This window comes from Apibacter sp. HY039, assembly GCF_004023655.1.
Taxonomy (GTDB): domain Bacteria; phylum Bacteroidota; class Bacteroidia; order Flavobacteriales; family Weeksellaceae; genus Apibacter; species Apibacter raozihei.
In genome coordinates this window covers 352085-371299 of record NZ_SAYM01000002.1, presented here as the reverse complement: position 1 = coordinate 371299, position 19215 = coordinate 352085, and the positions used below count along the sequence as shown (strand labels likewise).

The 19215-nt window shown below is 32.1% G+C and carries 19 protein-coding genes; 11 read left to right on the top strand and 8 right to left on the bottom strand.

What is annotated here, in order from left to right; genetic code table 11:
* The first annotated feature begins 20 nt into the window (after positions 1–20).
* The 6 genes from gldL to EQ921_RS05640 all read left to right on the top strand — a co-directional run bounded on the left by gldL (position 21) and on the right by EQ921_RS05640 (position 6022).
* Positions 21–704 carry a gliding motility protein GldL gene (gldL, locus tag EQ921_RS05665; protein WP_128330924.1) on the top strand — a complete coding sequence of 228 codons (684 nt, stop codon included), beginning with the start codon at positions 21–23 and terminating at the stop codon, positions 702–704.
* A 40-nt stretch (positions 705–744) separates the two neighbouring features.
* Complete coding sequence (gene gldM, locus EQ921_RS05660; RefSeq protein WP_128330923.1) at positions 745–2274, top strand: gliding motility protein GldM; 1530 nt, start codon at positions 745–747, stop codon at positions 2272–2274.
* Positions 2275–2298: 24 nt separating this feature from the next.
* A complete protein-coding gene (gene gldN, locus EQ921_RS05655) occupies positions 2299–3237 on the top strand; it encodes a gliding motility protein GldN (protein ID WP_128153215.1) in 939 nt (312 codons plus the stop codon).
* A 129-nt stretch (positions 3238–3366) separates the two neighbouring features.
* Complete coding sequence (locus EQ921_RS05650; protein ID WP_128330922.1) at positions 3367–4410, top strand: FAD-binding oxidoreductase; 1044 nt, start codon at positions 3367–3369, stop codon at positions 4408–4410.
* Positions 4411–5073, top strand: coding sequence for a rhomboid family intramembrane serine protease (locus EQ921_RS05645; RefSeq protein WP_128330921.1), 663 nt, complete (start codon positions 4411–4413; stop codon positions 5071–5073).
* 7 nt (positions 5074–5080) lie between these two features.
* Entirely contained in the window at positions 5081–6022 is a 942-nt protein-coding gene (locus tag EQ921_RS05640; RefSeq protein ID WP_128330920.1) for a transglutaminase domain-containing protein, read from the top strand.
* A 128-nt stretch (positions 6023–6150) separates the two neighbouring features.
* Here EQ921_RS05640 and EQ921_RS05635 read toward each other — a convergent pair whose 3' ends face one another.
* The 4 genes from EQ921_RS05635 to EQ921_RS05620 all read right to left on the bottom strand — a co-directional run bounded on the left by EQ921_RS05635 (position 6151) and on the right by EQ921_RS05620 (position 11679).
* Positions 6151–7419, bottom strand: a complete 1269-nt coding sequence (locus EQ921_RS05635) for a DUF2851 family protein (protein WP_128330919.1) — start codon at positions 7417–7419, stop codon at positions 6151–6153.
* A gap of 140 nt (positions 7420–7559) precedes the next feature.
* Positions 7560–8843 carry a citrate synthase gene (locus EQ921_RS05630; protein ID WP_128330918.1) on the bottom strand — a complete coding sequence of 428 codons (1284 nt, stop codon included), beginning with the start codon at positions 8841–8843 and terminating at the stop codon, positions 7560–7562.
* Positions 8844–9214: 371 nt separating this feature from the next.
* Positions 9215–10507: a phosphopyruvate hydratase gene (gene eno, locus EQ921_RS05625; protein ID WP_128330917.1), complete on the bottom strand. Its 1293-nt coding sequence runs from the start codon at positions 10505–10507 to the stop codon at positions 9215–9217.
* A gap of 116 nt (positions 10508–10623) precedes the next feature.
* On the bottom strand, positions 10624–11679 hold the full coding sequence (locus EQ921_RS05620) for a lactonase family protein (protein WP_164875592.1): 1056 nt from the start codon (positions 11677–11679) through the stop codon (positions 10624–10626).
* Positions 11680–11861: 182 nt separating this feature from the next.
* Here EQ921_RS05620 and EQ921_RS05615 point away from each other — a divergent pair, with 182 nt between their 5' ends.
* The 4 genes from EQ921_RS05615 to EQ921_RS05600 are packed head-to-tail and all read left to right on the top strand — an operon-like array spanning position 11862 to position 15653.
* Positions 11862–12650, top strand: coding sequence for a glucose 1-dehydrogenase (locus EQ921_RS05615; RefSeq protein WP_128330915.1), 789 nt, complete (start codon positions 11862–11864; stop codon positions 12648–12650).
* A 46-nt stretch (positions 12651–12696) separates the two neighbouring features.
* The gene (locus EQ921_RS05610; protein ID WP_128330914.1) at positions 12697–13476 is read left to right on the top strand and encodes an SDR family NAD(P)-dependent oxidoreductase; all 780 of its coding nucleotides are present in this window, start codon (positions 12697–12699) and stop codon (positions 13474–13476) included.
* A gap of 22 nt (positions 13477–13498) precedes the next feature.
* Positions 13499–14383 carry a GRP family sugar transporter gene (locus EQ921_RS05605; RefSeq protein ID WP_128153205.1) on the top strand — a complete coding sequence of 295 codons (885 nt, stop codon included), beginning with the start codon at positions 13499–13501 and terminating at the stop codon, positions 14381–14383.
* Positions 14384–14393: 10 nt separating this feature from the next.
* The gene (locus EQ921_RS05600; protein ID WP_128330913.1) at positions 14394–15653 is read left to right on the top strand and encodes an AGE family epimerase/isomerase; all 1260 of its coding nucleotides are present in this window, start codon (positions 14394–14396) and stop codon (positions 15651–15653) included.
* A 35-nt stretch (positions 15654–15688) separates the two neighbouring features.
* On the opposite strand, the gene EQ921_RS05595 is transcribed toward EQ921_RS05600, so the two are convergent.
* From EQ921_RS05595 to EQ921_RS05580, 4 genes are all read right to left on the bottom strand, one after another.
* Positions 15689–16144 carry a hypothetical protein gene (locus EQ921_RS05595; RefSeq protein WP_128330912.1) on the bottom strand — a complete coding sequence of 152 codons (456 nt, stop codon included), beginning with the start codon at positions 16142–16144 and terminating at the stop codon, positions 15689–15691.
* A 140-nt stretch (positions 16145–16284) separates the two neighbouring features.
* The gene (locus EQ921_RS05590) at positions 16285–16755 is read right to left on the bottom strand and encodes a hypothetical protein (protein ID WP_128330911.1); all 471 of its coding nucleotides are present in this window, start codon (positions 16753–16755) and stop codon (positions 16285–16287) included.
* Positions 16756–16845: 90 nt separating this feature from the next.
* Positions 16846–18009, bottom strand: a complete 1164-nt coding sequence (gene pncB / locus EQ921_RS05585) for a nicotinate phosphoribosyltransferase (RefSeq protein WP_128153201.1) — start codon at positions 18007–18009, stop codon at positions 16846–16848.
* A 53-nt stretch (positions 18010–18062) separates the two neighbouring features.
* Positions 18063–18374, bottom strand: a complete 312-nt coding sequence (locus EQ921_RS05580; protein ID WP_164875322.1) for a DUF2568 domain-containing protein — start codon at positions 18372–18374, stop codon at positions 18063–18065.
* Between the two features lie 189 nt (positions 18375–18563).
* Here EQ921_RS05580 and pncA point away from each other — a divergent pair, with 189 nt between their 5' ends.
* Positions 18564–19163 (top strand): bifunctional nicotinamidase/pyrazinamidase, encoded by a 600-nt coding sequence (pncA, locus tag EQ921_RS05575; protein WP_128330910.1) that lies wholly within the window; start codon positions 18564–18566, stop codon positions 19161–19163.
* Positions 19164–19215 lie beyond the last annotated feature (52 nt).

Here is a 19215-nt window from a genome sequence, read left to right as displayed (position 1 = left end):
TTATTTCAAAAATTAAAAAAATGGCAGCAAAATCAAATTCAAAAGATAGAATCCTTAATATGGTTTATTCCTTAGGAGCAGCAGTAGTTATCTTAGGAGCATTGTTTAAAATTAATCACTTAAGTTTATTAGGAATAGACGGAAGTATTATCTTAGGTGCAGGTCTTATCGTAGAAGCATTTATATTTGTAGTATTTGCTTTTGATACACCTGCAGGTGAATATGACTGGGAAAAAGTATATCCTGAATTAGCTGATGGAAAAGCAGTAGAAAGAAAGCAAAGAGTTGTGGAAACACCACAAGCAATAAAAGAAGCAGAAGTTTCTTTATCTTCAAAGCTTGATCAAATGCTATCTCAGGCTAAGTTAGATGTAAATATGTTGGATAAATTAAGAGGAGGAATTGAAAATTTTGGTTCCGCAGTAGAAGGTATTAATAAAACAGTAGAGGCTAATATTGCTACAGAAAAATACAAAGAGCAGTTATTTATAGCATCATCTCATATGGAAAACTTAAATGCTTTATATCAGTTGCAGTTAGACAATGGGAAAAAATATACTGAAGCAAATCAAAAGTATATTGATGATTTATCTAAGGCAGGTCAAAACTCAGAAGCTTTCCAACAACAATTAGCTGAATTGACAACTAATCTAAACAATCTAAATAAAGTATATGGTGGTATGCTCAATGCCATGAAATCTTAATAATTTTTAATAATTTATAATTAAAAAGTTAAATAAGTAAATGGCAGCAGGAAAACAGACACCACGTCAAAAGATGATAAACCTAATGTATTTAGTGTTTATCGCTATGTTGGCTATGAATGTAGATAGGGAAGTTTTAAGATCCTTTGAAGGGGTTAACGAATCTTTGCAATTATCTACTAATCTAGCTAGTAAAAATAACCAGACTTTTTACGATCAAATCGAAAAGAAAAAACAAGACGGTAATGCAGGATATGTAGAAATATCAGCAAAAGCTCAGGAGATAAAAAGACAAGCGGACGAAGCTTTTTCAGCAATTGAAAAAGTAAAATCACAACTAAAAACAGATGCGGGTTATACAACTCCGCAGCCTGATGTTGAAACCGATTATAAATCATTACAAAATACTGACGTAGTAAATAAAGTGTTTTTTATTTCTGACAATAAACCAACACCAGAAGTAGCTACTATGATCAGTAAAGTCCAAGGTTTTACAAAATTTATTCTTCAGGGAGCTTCTTCCGGAGCTAAAGACAGAATCAACCAGTTATTTGATTTTTCAGGAAAAGGAAAGAAATCATGGTTAGTAGAGCAATTCTATGATCAACCGATGATTTCTGCATTGACTAATCTTACTCGTTTAGAAGCAAATATTAGAACAGAAGAAGGAAATATTGTCAGAGACTTATTATCTAATAAGTTGCAGGATGAAATTGAATTAAAAGCCTTTGTTCCTATAGTTGCGTCTCCTAAATATGTTAAATCCGGAGAAAGATTTGATGTAGTAGTAGGATTTGGTGCGTACGATACATCCTTGAAAGGATCTATAACTTTAAATGGACAAAATGTAGCACTAAACGGTGGAAAAGCTGTAGTAGGAATGACAGCGGGTGGAGCAGGAGTACATACATTATCCGGGTCTATTACTTATATAACTCCTGATGGAAAAAGCAAAACTGAAAACTTCAATGAGAAATATGAAGTAGTAGCTGAAACCATGAAAACAACGGATGGAAGTGCCGTAGTAATGGCTGATAAAATGAATGTTGTTTACCGTGGGGTTGATAACCCGTTAAGTGCAGCAGTGAATGGTATAGAACCTTCTTCTCTGTCATTACAAGCATCTTCAGGAAGTCTTTCAAGAGCTGGAAGCGGTTGGTCATACAGACCAGGAGCAGGGACGTCAGTTACCTTTACAGTTTCAGGGAAAACTTCAAGTGGAAAAGCTATAAGTAAACAATATAACTATAGAATCAAGAATGTGCCAAAAGCACAAGGTGAAGTACGTGGCTCAAATGTTGTTAATGTTAGTGCCGGAGCGTTAGCTGCACAAACAATTTCTGCAAATATTCCAGACTTCGAATTTCCGGTATCTATATCCGTTACAGGATTTAGCGTAAAAGTTTCAGGACAGCCTACTGTTACTGTTTCGGGAAATAAATTGTCTGCTGCAGGAGGTGTTTTATCTAAAGCAAGATCTGGAGATCAGGTATTGATATTTAATATTAAAGCAACAGTATCAGGAGTATCACAATCTTCAGTTTCACCAGTTGTAATTAACGTATTATAAAATTTGAATATTACTTTGTAAAACATGAAATATCTAATAATTTGTATAACAGCCTTAATTAGCACAGGTTCATTTGCTCAAAATATTTTGAACGCAAAATCACCTGAAGAATTAAGAGAAATGAGAACGGAAAGGTACGATATAGTGAACGGTTCTGATACTATATCAACCCAACCAACTGTATTGCCTTATGGATACATTGAAGATAAGGATATTCTGTGGTCGAAAGTAGTATGGGAAATAATTGATTTAAATGAAAAGTTAAATCAACCTTATTATTATTCGCATGATGATGTGACAGCCACTTATGTATCTCTATACGATGCATTATTCAATGGAATAAATTCCGGACAGATTACAGAAGTGTACGATGATGACAATTTTACAATGAAAGTTGCCCCGGAAAATCTAAAAAACAAAATTCAGGCAGTAAAAGAGTCTGCTTGGCTACAGGATATTAGAGCTTCCGGTGTAGAACCAACACAAGAAGAAATTGCAGCCGGAATGGATTATTTCAAAACGGATACGCGTTCTGTAAAGTTAATTAAAATTAAAGGAATGTGGTATATAGATAAAAGGTTAGGACAAATGAAATACAGACTTTTAGGAATTGCTCCTATGGGACCAGATCCTCAAGTGTTGGGTTCATTGGCAGAAGCCTCTTTACTAGGATATCAGGGAGATAATGAAATGATAGATTTATTTTGGATCTTCTATCCAGGAGCCCGTGAAGTATTGTCTAGTTATACACTGTTTAATCCTAAAAATGGATCTTCCTCCATTACTTATGATGATGTGCTTAATGCCAGAAGATTTAGTTCTATCATTTATAAATCACAATCTGAATATGGAGATGGAGAAATATCCAATTATATTCCAAGAGATGCATCAGCTCAATTAGAAGAAAGTAATAGAATTAAAAACGAAATTCTGCAGAAAGAAAATAATATGTGGAATTATTAAAAAATACTTTTATATTTCAAAAGTCTCGAATCTTTGGATTCGGGACTTTTTTTTATCTTTGTCTTTACAAAGATTAGCTTTTTTAGTCTTTAGCATTAATTTTTTTAGCTTCTTATATTTTCACCATTTATGATTGATTACCTCATTGTAGGACAGGGACTCGCAGGAACCTGTTTAGCAAATAAACTTGAAAAAGAAAACAAATCTTTTAAAATCATTGATATTGTCTCAAATTCGGCATCTTTTGTTTCTTCAGGAATGTTTAATCCGGTAGTTTTAAAAAGATTCACACCCGTATGGAATGCTCAGAAAGAAATTGATGTTTTATTAAAAGAGTTTAAAAACTTTGAATCACTACTAAACGTAAAACTGGTTTACGAATCTGATTTATATAGAATTTTCGCCAATGAAGATGAAGTTAAGACCTGGATAAAAAAATCATCTAAAAATGAAAATCTAATTCCTTTTTTAGATCCCAATGTTCATCAATCGGTTAATCCATATATTAAAGCCGATTATGGTATGGGAAGAGTCAAGCATTCAGGGAAAATATTTGTTAGAGAATTACTTAGAGAGTATAGGAAATATCTTATTACCAAACATAATCTTATCGATGATGTTTTTGATTTTAATGCTCTGAATATTTTAGAAAACTCAATTGAATACAAGGGGGTTGAAGCAGCAAAAGTTGTTTTTTGTGACGGGTATGCATTAAAAGCCAATCCTTATTTCAGTTATTTACCTATGGAGGGAGTTAAAGGAGAAACTATGGTTATTCATGCCAACGGCTTAGATTTAAAAGACATTGTAAAATCTAAAGTTTTTGTTATGCCTATGGAAAATGATTATTATTATGTAGGTGCAACTTATTATTATAGAGAAGTAGATGATATAGTTTCGGAAGAAGGACAAAACGAGCTAATTAATGGATTAAATAAGTTTTTAAATTATGATTATAGAATAGTAAAAAAATTTGCCGGAATAAGACCAACGGTAATTGACAGAAGACCGTTATTAGGAAGACATCCAAAACTTAAAAAAATTTTCATATTCAATGGTCTTGGCAGCCGTGGAGTTATGTTAGCTCCAACTATGGCAGGAGAATTGTATGAATACATGGAAAATATAAGTGAGCTTCAAGCCGAAGTAGATATAAATAGATTTAATAAATAAATGGGAGAAATAAATATTATTGTAATTGGTGTAATTGTAATTACTGCCTTAACTAGTTATAAAGGTTTTAATGATCAGGTATTTTTTGATAGATATAAATTTAATATAGGAGCAATATTGAGGGGTAAGCAATGGGATAGATTGTTAACTTCTGCTTTCTTGCATGGGGATTTGATGCATTTGATATTTAATATGTATACCTTCTATTTTTTTTCAACTTTTTTGCTTTATTACGGTGTTGCATTTTTTTTCATAACCTATTTGGGATCAATTTTAGGTGGTAATCTATTGTCATTATGGATGCATAAAAAAAATCCGTATTATAGTGCAATAGGTGCCTCAGGAGGTGTATCCGGAATTTTATTTGCATCAATCATATTGAATTCACAAATATCAATAGGTATATTTCCATTACCTTTAAACATACCTGGTTGGGTATTTGGTATTATTTACTTAGGGTATTCCGTATATGGAATGAAAGCACAATTAGGAAATGTTGGGCATGACGCGCATTTAGGAGGAGCTATAATGGGCATAGTAGCAGCCTTAGGTTTCATTGTTAAGTTTCCTGATTATCCATTTATTTCTTTTAAACCGATGTATCTTTTATTCATGTTAATACCTTTATCAGTATTAGCTTATTTTGTTTATAAAGAAAAATAGATTAGATATGAATAATGAAAAGAATTCAGGAGATAAAAATTATACCAAAAATGATTGGCAAAAGCTCTGGACTATTTTAGAAAAACTGATTGTTTATGGAGCAATCTTATGTATTTCATTACCAATATTTATTATTGTTCATCGAAATTTACCCAACGTAAATTGGAAATTTAATTTAGATCGAATAATTATTTTCGCATTAATTGTTTTCATTTTATGGTTTTTTGTAAAATTTGTCAGAAAAATATTTTTTGTCTTTTGTTTATGCATTATTGGCCTACTATCAGTTGGCAGTTTAACCAATAAATATGGATTTGCTTCGCTTGCACTCGATTATCAAGCTATGATACATTCTATGAAAGATAGTAACAAGCCACAAAAAATATTAATCAATAAAGTTGCATTTAATTCTTCAGATGCTCTTATATTAAAAGCAATGGACTATACAAATCCTGAAGTAAGAACCTTTGCTTTAGAAGCAATTAATAAGCATTTTAAAGAATATCAGAGCGATAGTAGATATAGAACCACAATTCAATGTCTTGCTATATTTAAAGAAATAAACTCTCGTTGGACTTATGTTAACGATCCTGTAGGCCAAGAATATTATGCAAAAGCCAGTGAATCAATCAAAACCTTATCAGGAGACTGCGACGATCATTCCATATTGATGGCTTCATGCATTAGAGCTGTCGGAGGTCTACCTCGGTTAGTATATACAGTAGGACATATTTACCCCGAATTGTATATAGGAGATGAAAGTGATTTAGAGTCTATTAATTTTCTTATCAAACATAAACTATTTGATAAAGAAAGTAAAGGAAGAAGTTTATACTATCATATCGATCAGGATGGTAAAATATGGCTTAACTTAGATTATACAGCTCATTATCCTGGAGGCCCATTTTACAACAATAAAGTTTTAGGTGTAATTGATGTTGAAAATTAAGGAAATCCTCAATTTTATATCATATTTTTGTCCTAATATTGTATTGAAATTAGCAAAGGACTTAATTTACACTAAATATATCTTAATAAATTTTATTATTTACATAGTAAAAGTAAAATTCTTTTTTTCTACTTTAGAATATTATAACCAATATCACATTTTAGACATTTTTTATTTAGACACTGATTTTTGTATAAATGTAGAAAAGCCTGAGTTTCAAGAGCTGAATTAAATGATATGCCCAAATTCTCAAACTTTTGTATAACTGTATTTTTTTCAGGAGATAATTCCTCCATAATTGAGATTATTTCGTCATCCATGCATTTTCCTATACTTTTAGAATAAGCGAACTTAACGGGGAGAAAAGCATTCAAGATAATTAATTCTTTTTGAGATAATGAAAGTTTTTTTATTTGATTATGAGATGAAATTTTATCAAAAACATAATGATTATTCCAATAGGAAGAAGCTTGAACATCATCAAGAATGTAGATATATTGTTGCAATGTCTTAGCTCCGATAACATAAGAAAATAAATTTTGATACTGGGTTAAAATACATGAAAGCTGTGATAGACGTATAGTAGGAAAATTGGCAGGTCTCAGCTTAGAAAATTTTAAATTTATAGTTGTTTTGGTGAGTCTATACTTTACTTGTAAAAATTTAAACTGTTCTTTTAATATTTCAGCATATTCATCCTCATACGTATCAAGATTGAAGCAAAGCCCGAACAATAAAGACTCTAAATGAGTAAGGTTTGAAAACTGTTTACGAAGAATTTTATAATCAGTTTCCATAAATATTTGTTCAAATGCTTCCGCATTGATTTTAAGACCAAATGAATAAGCTAAAACAGAAGCGAGAACAGCTTCCCAATCGTTATTTTTTAAAATAAGGAGCTGTGTTATTTTTTTCTGTTTTTCCTCCAGTTTACAAAAGAACTGTTTTTCCGTAAAACCAATAGAAGGTTTTAGTAATAAATTGGTAAATAATTTTTCACAAGGAATAAAACTATATGCTTTCTTTTCCAGGTGAGTATAATTGTTTATCAAGCTAGCAGCAATATAATTTTTTAATTCTAAAGTAGGTATCTTTTTTAGCTTTAATGATAATATTTCCTGATCATCTTCATAAACGATATGAAGTACAATGTTGTCGTAGTTCGGATTCAAATCATGTTTATGCTTAGTCCAATCAGATGATTTTACATGTATTTCTACGTTTCCTGCCCACTCAGTTCCGTTAATAATAACCTTAGCAAAGTTAAAATCCGGTCCTGAATCAGGATTTAAAGTTCCACAATGGATGATTTCAAGTTTTTCACCTGAAGTGGTTCGTAAATTAAATAACTCAAACTTTTTATACATCCATACATAATGTAAAAAACTTTCGTTCATTTTATTCTAATAGTAGTTAAGTTATGGGATTATATATTCTAATAAAAGATAAATTTACAAAAAATAAAAGCTTTAATCCTAAGATTAAAGCTTTTTTAATACATTAAATGTTGGTATATGGGTATATAATGTAAAAAGTATTATCTATCGTTTATATGAACATAATCTCTTTGAGGGTTACCTACATAGATTTGTCTCGGTCTATTGATAGGTTCCCCGCTCATTCTCATTTCTTTCCATTGAGCAATCCACCCTGGAAGCCTGCCTAAAGCGAACATTACTGTAAACATTTCCGTAGGAATACCTAAAACCCTGTAAATAATACCACTGTAAAAATCAACATTAGGGTATAATTTTTTCTCTATAAAATAAGGATCATTGAGAGCTACCTCTTCCAGTTTTTTAGCAATTTCAAGAGTTTCATCCTGAATGCCTAATTTTTCAAATAAATCATCAGCCACTTTTTTAATAACTTTCGCACGAGGATCAAAGTTTCTGTAAACTCTGTGACCAAATCCCATTAATCTGAAATCATCATCCTTGGATTTAGCCTTATCAATCCATTTTTGAAGGTCACCACCATCTTTTTGAATCATTTCAAGCATTTCTATTACAGCCTGATTTGCACCACCATGTAAGGGACCCCAGAGAGCAGATACACCCGCTGATATAGAAGCAAATAATCCAGTATGTGCAGATCCAACCATTCGTACTGTAGAAGCAGAACAGTTTTGTTCATGATCTGCGTGAAGAATTAATAATTTATCAATGGCATTCACAACAACTTCATCCACTTCAAGTTCTTCGGTTGGTTTTCGGAACATCATCTGATAAAAATTATGAGGATAATCCAAGCTATTATTTGAATAATTTAAAGGTAGACCTAATTTTAGACGATAAGTCCAGGCGCATAAAACAGGGAACTTAGCCAGAAGCATAGTATAAGCATTATATAAATCTCTTTCCGATTTTACATTTACAGCATGAGGATTAAATGCGGTTAAAGCACTGGTTAAAGTAGATAATACCCCCATAGGGTGTGCAGAACGAGGAAAACTTTTTAAAATTTGCTTCATTTCCTCACTTACCAGACTGTTTTTTTTAATATCTGCCTCGAATTGTAAAAGCTGATCTTTTTTAGGAAGTTCTCCTTCTAACAATAGATACATAACCTCAGTAAAAGTAGATTTTTCAGCAATTTGTTCAATAGGATAACCACGGTAATATAATTGTCCTAAATCCCCATCCAGATAAGTGATTTTACTTTTGGTAGCTCCGGTATTTTTATAGCCGATATCTAAAGTAATAAGGCCCGTATCGTCCCTTAATTTATTAATATTAATACCTTTATCACCAATAACACTATCTACTATCGGATATTCATACTCTTTGCCATTGTACTGTATTTTTACTGTGTCAGACATAACTTGATTATTATTTTATGTTGGTTTTAATTTATTTTATTGACTGAAATATATGAAATAAAAATTACTAACAAAAAAAAAATATGTAAAAAAAAAATCAAGTCTTTTAATAAATTATAAGTGTTTGTATATTGATAAGTTAATGTCTTTTTATCTTTATTATTATAGTGTATTTCAATTATATTTTTCGAAAAAAAACAGAAAATATAATTTTTACACCCATTTAAAATATTGAATTAGATTAATAAAATTCAAGAAAACATGATAAAAATCACAATGTAAAAGTTGCATAACATTTAAAAATTTAAATAAAAAAAACAGGGTTTAATTTAAATTAAACCCTGTTTTTTTATAGAATACTTTTTAAAAAGTTATCTTTTTATTTTAAAAGCATTGAATTGAGGATATACTGCAACCTCACCCAAGCTTTCTTCAATTCTTAATAACTGATTGTATTTAGCCATACGATCAGATCTTGAAGCAGAACCTGTTTTAATTTGTCCACAGTTTAATGCGACAGCAAGATCCGCTATGGTGTTGTCTTCAGTTTCTCCTGAACGGTGTGACATTACAGCAGTATAACCAGCGTTTTGAGCCATTTGTACCGCATCTATAGTCTCTGTAAGAGTACCTATTTGGTTTACTTTGATAAGGATTGAGTTTCCTACACCTTGTTTAATACCGTCACTTAGTTTTTTTACATTAGTAACAAATAAATCATCACCAACTAATTGAACTTTATCTCCAATTTTATCAGTAAGAATTTTCCATCCAGCCCAGTCGTTTTCATCCATACCATCTTCAATAGATATAATTGGATATTTACCTGCTAGTTCAGCTAGATATTCAGCTTGTTCTTCACTGGTTCTTACTTTACCACCCTGACCTTCAAAAATAGAATAATCATACTTACCATCTTTACAGAATTCAGATGAAGCACAGTCTAATGCAAGCATAACATCCTGCCCCGGAGTATACCCTGCTTTTTTTATCGCATCTAAAACTGTATCTAATGCATCTTCGATATTTTTAAAGTTTGGAGCAAAACCACCTTCATCACCAACAGCAGTGCTAAGACCTCTGTCATGTAAAACTTTTTTAAGAGAGTGGAAAATTTCTGTTCCCATTCTGATTGCAGTAGAGTAGCTGTCAGCTACTACAGGCATAATCATAAATTCTTGAAAAGCGATTGGTGCATCAGAGTGAGCTCCTGCATTAATGATGTTCATCATAGGAACAGGAAGAACTTTTCCGTTAACACCACCCACATATCTGTATAAAGGTAATCCTAATTCTTTTGCAGCAGCCTGAGCAACAGCTAAAGAAACACCTAAGATAGCATTAGCTCCTAATTTACCTTTGTTAGGAGTTCCATCTAAATCTATCATTGCTTTATCTATTAAAGCTTGTTCAAAAACATCAACACCAACTAATTCAGGTGCTATCAATTCATTAACGTTTTGAACTGCTTTTAATACTCCTTTACCTAAATATTCTTTTCCTCCATCTCTCAACTCTACAGCTTCATATTCACCAGTAGAAGCTCCTGATGGAACAGCAGCTCTTCCTAAAGTTCCATACTCAGTGATTACATCCACTTCTACAGTTGGATTTCCTCTGGAATCCAAAATTTGTCTTGCATGAATTTGTGCTATTAGACTCATAATTAAAAATATTTTTGTTTGTTAAAAAATCTAAGCAAAATTACTTAATTATTGCCAGAACAAAGGTATGTCTTACCGATTTTTTAAAGGATTTAACCTAATATTAATCATAAAAACTAACAGATAGAAATAAACTTCAGGCATACAGGCATGTCAATGATTATATCTTCCTGATTATCACTTAGTAATCCGGTTTCCAGATCTATAGAAAATGTCTGAATGGTATTGCTGTCCTGATTAGCTACCAATAAAAATTTACCATTAGGAGAAATAATAAAATTTCGTGGATGTATATCAGTTCTTTCATAATCGATGCGGGTAATTTTGCCATCATTTTCATTAATTTTAAAAATGGAGATTCCATCTTTTTTTAAACGATTGGAAGCATAAAGAAATTTCCCGTTCGGGTGAATATGAATATCAGCACTTCCTTCTGCTTTAAATTTATCCGAAATAGTAGTTTGTATTTCCACTAAATTCCCATTATTATATTCAAAAACAGTTACCGTACCACCTAGTTCATTAATCAAATATGCGTATTTCTGATTAGGGTGGAAAGTTAAATGTCGAGGGCCGGATCCGGCAGTAACCTCAACATATGGAGGAGTACCGAAGGAAAGGAAACTTCCTTCATGATCATAATCAACATCAAATTTGTAAATTCTGTCGCTTCCTAAATCAGTAGCAAACAAATGATTATAGTCAGGTGAAAATACAACACAATGCAAGTGAGACTGATTTTGCCTAACATCGTGAACACTACTACCAGAAAAGTTAATTTGTTGAATAATGGGAAGAAGACTGCCGTCCATATCTGTTTTAAATACCGAAATACTCCCGCCGATATAATTAGCTGTAACAACATATCTATCCTTCTTACCGATATTGATGTAACACGGTGCAGCCCCGAATACCTGCTGTGAATTTTGTAAAACTATTTTCCCTTCTTTTTTATCAAAAGTAAAAGCGTTAACCGTAGAATTTTCATTGTCTTCATTTTCACTTACAGAGTAGATGTGGTTTTCCTGATGGTTTACCACCAGGTAAGAGGGGTTGTTGATAGCAACACTGCTTGAATAGCTGGATGTTCCAGTTTCAGGGTTAAATTTATAGACATACATACCGTTGCTGCCTCCCTGGGTATAAGTTCCAATAATTAAGAATAGTTCCATAATCATTTTTGGTTTAATTGTTGATTTAGATAATAGACAGAAAAAGCAACAGAAGTTGAGTTTTCTAGTGTGATTTAATTTCACGTAAAATTATTCAATTGTTTGGTATAAAAAAAAAATAAAATTATTTTTTATACCTTTGAATTATAAATAACATTAATAAATTTTAATAAAGACATACTATGTATAAAGACTTAAAAGGTAAGGTCGCTGTTATAACAGGATCCTCTACAGGCTTGGGTAAAGCCATAGCTCAAAGATTCGGTAAAGAGGGAATTAGCGTGATTGTTAATTATTTTTCCGATAAAAAAGATGCAGAAGACTTAGTAAAAGAAATTGAAAAATCCGGAGGAAAGGCTATTGCTGTACAAGGAGATGTGGGTAAAGAAGAGGATATAAAAAAGCTAAGTAAAGCAGCTATTGATACTTTTGGAGATTTGGACATATGGATCAATAATGCAGGTCATCAGAAAAAAATTCCAACTCATGAGATGGCTCTTGACGATTGGAATTCAGTTATCAGTACTAACTTAACCGGTGTATTTTTAGGTTCCAGAGAAGCTATAAGATATTTCTTAGAAAAGAATAAAAAAGGAATTATTATCAATATGTCCAGTGTACATGAAAGAATTCCAAAACCTCATTTTGTTCATTACTCAGCCAGTAAAGGAGGGGTTAAAATGTTAACCGAAACCTTAGCGTTGGAATATGCGCAAAAAGGAATCAGGGTCAACTGTATTGCCCCTGGAGCCATTTATACACCTATAAATGCAGACTTTAAAGATCCAAAAATAGTTGAAGAAGTAGAAGAAACTATTCCTCTTGGATATGTTGGAAAACCAGAAGATATTTCCAATGTAGCTGTATGGCTGTGTTCTTCTCAGGCAGAATATATAACAGGAACATCCATATTTGCAGATGGAGGAATGAAACTATATCCTTCATTTGAGATAAAAGACGAAGCAATGTAAAATTATAAAACTTTAAAATACTTAAAAAAACTTTAAAAATTTATTTATGGGACAATTAAATAATAAAACCGCACTTATTACCGGTTCAAGCTCCGGTATTGGTAAAGCGATGGCCACCAAATTTGCTCAGGAAGGAGCTAACGTAATTATAACATATCATTCAGGAAAAGAGAGAGCAGAACAGTTAGAAAAAGAATTGTCAAGTTTGAATGTAAAAGTTAAAGCATATCAGGTAGATGTTTCTGATTTAGAGCAAATAAAAAGTTTTTTTGCTTTAGTTGAAAAAGACTTTAATGACATTGATATTTTAGTAAATAATGCAGGAGTAAACGGACAAAATATTAATGTAGAAGATATGGATATTGAAACTTGGGATAATACTATAAAAACTGATTTATATGGTCCGTTTTATTGCATTAAAGAATTTCTAAAACTTAAAAAGAAGCACGATTCTTACCAGAATTCAAGAATAATAAATGTTACTTCCATTCACGAATATATATGTAAGCCAGGAAATGCAGATTATAATGCTTCTAAAGCAGGTATGAGAAATCTTTCTCAAACATTAGCTATTGAGCTGGCACCAAAAGGTTTAACCGTGAATAATATTGCTCCGGGTATGATTTTGACCCCCATGAACAAGAAAGTAATGGATGATAAAGATGTTTTGAAAGAAAAAGAAAATATAATTCCTATGAAAAGAGGAGGTTCTCCTGAAGAGGTAGCAAATGTAGCTTTATTTTTAGCTTCTCAGGCAAGTTCATACGTTACCGGTTCAACGTATACCGTGGACGGAGCTTTATCAATATTAGGACAAGACGCTTAAAACTTTATAAAAAGAATAACTAATGAGTATAATTGATTTTTTAATAGCCTGTATTCCCATCTTATCCTGGGGTATGGTACCGGTTATTTCTACTTTAATAGGAGGGAAGGCTATAGAACAATCTTTCGGAATTGCAATAGGAAGTTTTATCTTTGCAATTGTTGTTTATGCAATAAGGAAACCGGAGTTAAATCCTCACATTATTTGGATTGGACTAGCCTCGGGACTTTTCTGGGCGCTAGGTTCTGTTTGCCAGTATAAAGGACTTAAGTATTTAGGTGTTTCCAAATCCATGCCCATTTCAAATGGAACACAGATAATTGGAACCTCTTTATTAGGTGTTTTTTTAGGAGATTGGGCAACAAGTAATTCTAAAATATTCGGTTTTATAGCTCTTGCTATGATAATTATAGGTATTGTATTTACATCTTATAAACAACCGGAAGAAGGAAAAAAAGGTGAAAAGATACAATGGGGGAGAGGTATAGCAGTTAATCTTCTTTCTACGTTAGGATTTACCCTTTATGTTGGGATTTTAAAATACTTTGGAATTGATGGTTGGTCAAGTCTTTTACCTCAATCAGTAGGTCAGATTATTGGAGTTACCTTAATAGCATTTTTATTTTTTAAGATCAATCCATATAATTTTACCGCAATGAAAAATAGCATCGTAGGAGTGGTATGGGCTATTGGTAATCTGGCAATTTTAGTCTCACAAATGAAATTAGGTTTATCAGTAGCTTATCCTGTAGGACAAGCTTCTATAATAGTTTCAGTTATTGCCGGTGTATATATTAATAAAGAGAAAAAAACAAGAAAAGAATGGATTTCAGCCATTATAGGAATGTCTATCATTGTACTGGGATTATTCTTCATTTACTTATCAGGTGTATACGATAAATCTTAAAAATAAAAGTATGAAAAACTATAAAGAGCACGATATAGAATCTAGTTGGGTAAAATCGAAAGATCACCAACAATACTTGCATCAGCAAGGAAACGAGTTGTTAAAATTTGGTCTCAATTCTGTATTGAAACAAGGAGGTTTCGGATATTTGGATGATAATGGGGATTTGATTAATAAAGCATTGGATACAATGGAAAATGCTCGTATGACTCATTGTTACTCATTAGCATCTATGAAATTTCCTGAGTATGGTAAAATTGCAGATCACGGCGTAAAAGTTCTATTAGACGTAATTAATGATAAAGAACACGATGGATGGTTTTATTCAATTGGAGGATTAGGAGATGCTGGAAGAAAACAGGCTTATATACATGCTTTTATAGCATTAGCCGGATCCTCTGCAAAAATTTCCGGACGTAAGGATGGTGAGCTTTTATTGGAAAAAGCTATTCATATTTTAGAAAAATATTTTTGGAGTGAGGAAGAAGGAGCTATGTTGGAAAGTTACGATTATGACTGGTCAGATTTAGAATCGTACAGAGGAGCCAATAGTAATATGCATTCTACAGAAGCTTTTCTTGCTGTTTTTTCTGCAACTCAAGATGTCAAATGGTTACAACGAGCATTAAAAATAGTGGAAAGAATTATTCACGTACATGCTAAAAAAAATCATTACAGTGTAATTGAGCATTTCACTCCCCAATGGGAAGAAATAAAAGATTACAACAAAGAAGATAAAAATAACCAGTTCAGACCCTATGGAATAACACCGGGGCACGGTTTTGAGTGGAGTCGTTTGCTTGTAGGCCTAGAAGCAGAGTTGTATAAAAATGAGATGGAAGTTCCTGAATGGCTTTTGGAGGATGCTGAAAAACTTTTTGAAAAAGCGTGGAAAGAAAGTTGGGACGTAGATGGTAAACCGGGAATAGTTTATACGGTTGATTTTGATGAAAAACCTATTGTGAGAGACCGTCTTCACTGGACATTGGCTGAGGCGTCTGCAGCTGCCGTTTCATTTCTTAGAAGAACAGGAAACGTTGCATATGATGACAAATATAAATTACTTTGGGAATATATTGACAAGTATTTGGTGGATCACCAAAAGGGAAGTTGGTTTCATAATTTAGATGAAAATAACAAACCTACGGAACGTATCTGGTTAGGGAAACCAGATATTTATCACGCCTTGCAGGCAACCATTATACCCAACTTACCTTTAGGTGGAAGTATTACTGAAGGGGTCAAAAACAATGTAAGCAAAGTATTATAAAATAAAAAACGCGTAAATTTAGTTTACGCGTTTTTTTAATGTTTAAGTTCAAATTGATCTTTAAATCCTTTGGAACCTAATAGGTAATTAATTCCAAAAGTTATTCCTTTCATTCCTATTTTATCATTACCGATTTCCCAGCTGTATCCGATTTTAAGACGGAATATATTCATTCCGTTAATTCCCAGACTTGGATTAATGTTATGAGGAGTGATTGAAAACTCTCCTAAGAATAATGTATTGGAATAGGTAACGTGCGCTTCGGGCACAAATTTAAAATCTCCGTTAAAACTTCCCAGTAAAGTTCCTGCTCCTAAGGCTATGCCATGCCAGTTTTCAGGGTCAAACCGATAAGCATACTCTCCTCCTAAATAACCAGCATTTGTATTAATATAAGAATAACCTACATTTAATGCAACACCCTGTGACTGAGCCTGAGCTTTTACTAGTGCACATATAAACAAAATAAGTATGAAACACTGTTTTATCATTTACAATTTTTTTTCAAATTTAATATTATAATTTCATTTTAAGCTTACGTAAGAATACGATACTTATAAACTATCGTAATTAAATTATTTTATAGTTTTGATTTGAGTTTAAACTATAAAAAATAATTAAACAGGCTAATTTAATGTACTACCTTTAGATTAAAATCATCATAAAACCCGGAACTTCCAAGTAAAACGTTTAATCCGAAGGTAATGCCTTGCATTCTTACATTTTCATTGCCCATTTTCCAGCTATAGCCCACCTTAAGGCGCATTAAATTGAATAAGTGTAATCCTATGCTAGGGTTTATATTGTGTTGAGTTATAGAAAACTCACCTAAAAGAATTGCATGAGAATAAGTAACATGAGCTTCCGGTATGAATTTAAACTCACGATTGAAATTCCCCATAAAGGCACCGGCTCCTATGGTAATACCCGTCCAGTCAATCGAATTAAATCGATAGCCATATTCTCCTCCAAAATAGCCGGTATTGGTATTTACATAAGAATACCCAAGGTTAAGAGCAATTCCTTGAGTCACTTTTTTCTGACCATTTACTATAATAGTAATTAAGATACTCAGAGCTGTAAGTAAATGTTTTATATGCATACAATGAATTTTAGTTTATAGTTAGTTTTATTGTTGTAAAATTTAGGAAAACCAAAACGGCAGATTTTAAAATCTGCCGTTATTTATTTTTTAATCATCCAAGCCTAAAGTCAGCTTACTCAAATTAATTTCTTTTTCATCACCGGTATTTTTACCCAATACATCTGATAGCTTTACCGCATTCAGATATTCATCAGAAGGAGTTTCTTTCACATGAGTTAATTTAATTACCATGTTAAGAGGTTTAACGCCTACGTCATTAGACAAATAAGTGCCTATCCCGTAGGTATCATGAATTCGCCCATTAACGTATTCCTTTATTTTTTTTACCTCGTTCAAATTCAAAGAATCACTATAAACAATAGTCTTTGAGGTAGGATCTATTCTATGTTCCTGATAGAAATTGATAGTTTTATCGGTAAATTCCAAAGGATTGCCACTATCACAACGAACACCATCAAATAATTTTGCTAATTTTAAATTAAATGATTTGAAGAAAGAGTCAGAAGTATACGTATCAGTCAGAGTAATTCCCAAGCTTCCCTGAAAAACATCTACCCAGGCTTCTAATGCCTTTATATTAGCAGAGCGATATCCAAAAAGTGCTCCATGATACATAAACCATTCATGAGGCATGGTGCCGATGGGAATAGTATCGTATTTCATTGCCAGGTAAACATTACTGGTGCCTTTAAAATAGTCACCTGAGTTTTCCTTTAAGGTTTTAACAACTCTGTCCTGTACATCAAATGAATAACGTCTTCGTGTTCCAAATTCCGAATAATCAGCCTCAAGATTTTTAAGTCCCAAAGCTTTTTCCTTAGCTTTTATTTCAATATCCTGAGGTTGGGTACCTATCATCTCGAAATATAATTCAGAAATAAGAGCCATTAAAGGAACTTCCCATAATACGGTTCTATACCAAAAACCTTCAATATATAAGTTTAATTTTCCGCCTTCCTGAGAAATGTGCACTTCTTCCGGATCGTAGGTATAACCTTCTAAAAAATCAATAAAAAAAGGATCCAGGAAATAACATCTTTTCATAATGAAGTGCTTTTCTTCTTTATTAAGTTTTAAAGAAGTCATTTCGTTAATTTCTTCTTTTAATCTTTCAGCAAAACCTTCAGGAAAAGCATTTTGACCCCGGTTAATAAAATCATATCTTACATATGCCCAGGGATAAAGCCTCTGAATGGCATGCATGACTGAAAATTTATATAAATCATTGTCCGTGAAGTGCTTAATTATCATGATATTATTTTGTTTTTAATTAGGGTTATTATGTTTATATCTTTTGTTCTAATTTATTGTTTATCGAACCATATATCTCCCCAATGGGTTAGAATATTATTTGCAATCGCGAAGATTAAATAACTAATTCCTAAATTGAGGGAGAGCTTTAAGCTAAGAAGGAAAAAAGCTGAAATAAAAATTGTAAGCTCAATTATAAATCGTATAAAATGACCGGATCGACTAGGAGAGCCAGGCGAAATGTATGCTGACCATAGGAAAATAAATGCAGCAGGAAGTAATATTCCAATACATATATTAAACGGAAATTTAAATTTACTAAATCCCAGCCAGATGAAAATTGTGATAGAAATTAATTCTAACATAAACCTTAAAACAGAATTTATAGAAAATATATAATTCATATTTTTGATCAACAAATTTGTCAAATTTACAATTTTGTATTAAAATATCAATTTTTATTGATTATTATATAATAACAATTGTTATGCCTAAGAAATTTAGTCAAGTAAAAATTAAATTTTATATTTAACATATTTTTGAAAAAAATAGATATGAAAGCATTAATAATTGTAGATGTTCAAAACGATTTTATACCAGGAGGAAATTTAGCTGTTCCGGATGGAAACCATATAATACCGATAATCAATAAAATTCAGCAAAACTATGAACTGGTTGTAGCGACTCAGGATTGGCATCCGGCAAATCATTTAAGTTTTAGTACGATGCATGAAGGCAAAAAAAACTTTGAACAGATTGAGCTGGACGGATTACCTCAAACACTCTGGCCTGCACATTGCGTACAGGGAAGTATGGGGGCAGAGTTTTCTAAAGAATTAAATCAAAATAAAATTGAAGCCATTTTCAGAAAAGGAATGGATAAAGGTATCGATAGCTATAGTGGATTTTTTGATAATGGAAATAAAAAATCTACAGGTTTATCAAATTATCTTCAAGGTAAAAAGGTTGATGAAGTTTACATTTGTGGATTAGCCGCAGATTTTTGTGTTTATTTTACAGCTAAGGACTCTATAAAACTTGGTTTCAAAACCTTTATTATTGATAATGCTACAAAGCCGATAAGCTGTGAGAACTATGAATTGATAAAAAGAGAATTTATAAGTTTAGGTGGGGAAATTGTGAATTCAAATTAAATAGTTAAAAGACAAAAAACCCCGTATAAAACGGGGTTTAAAACTAACTACT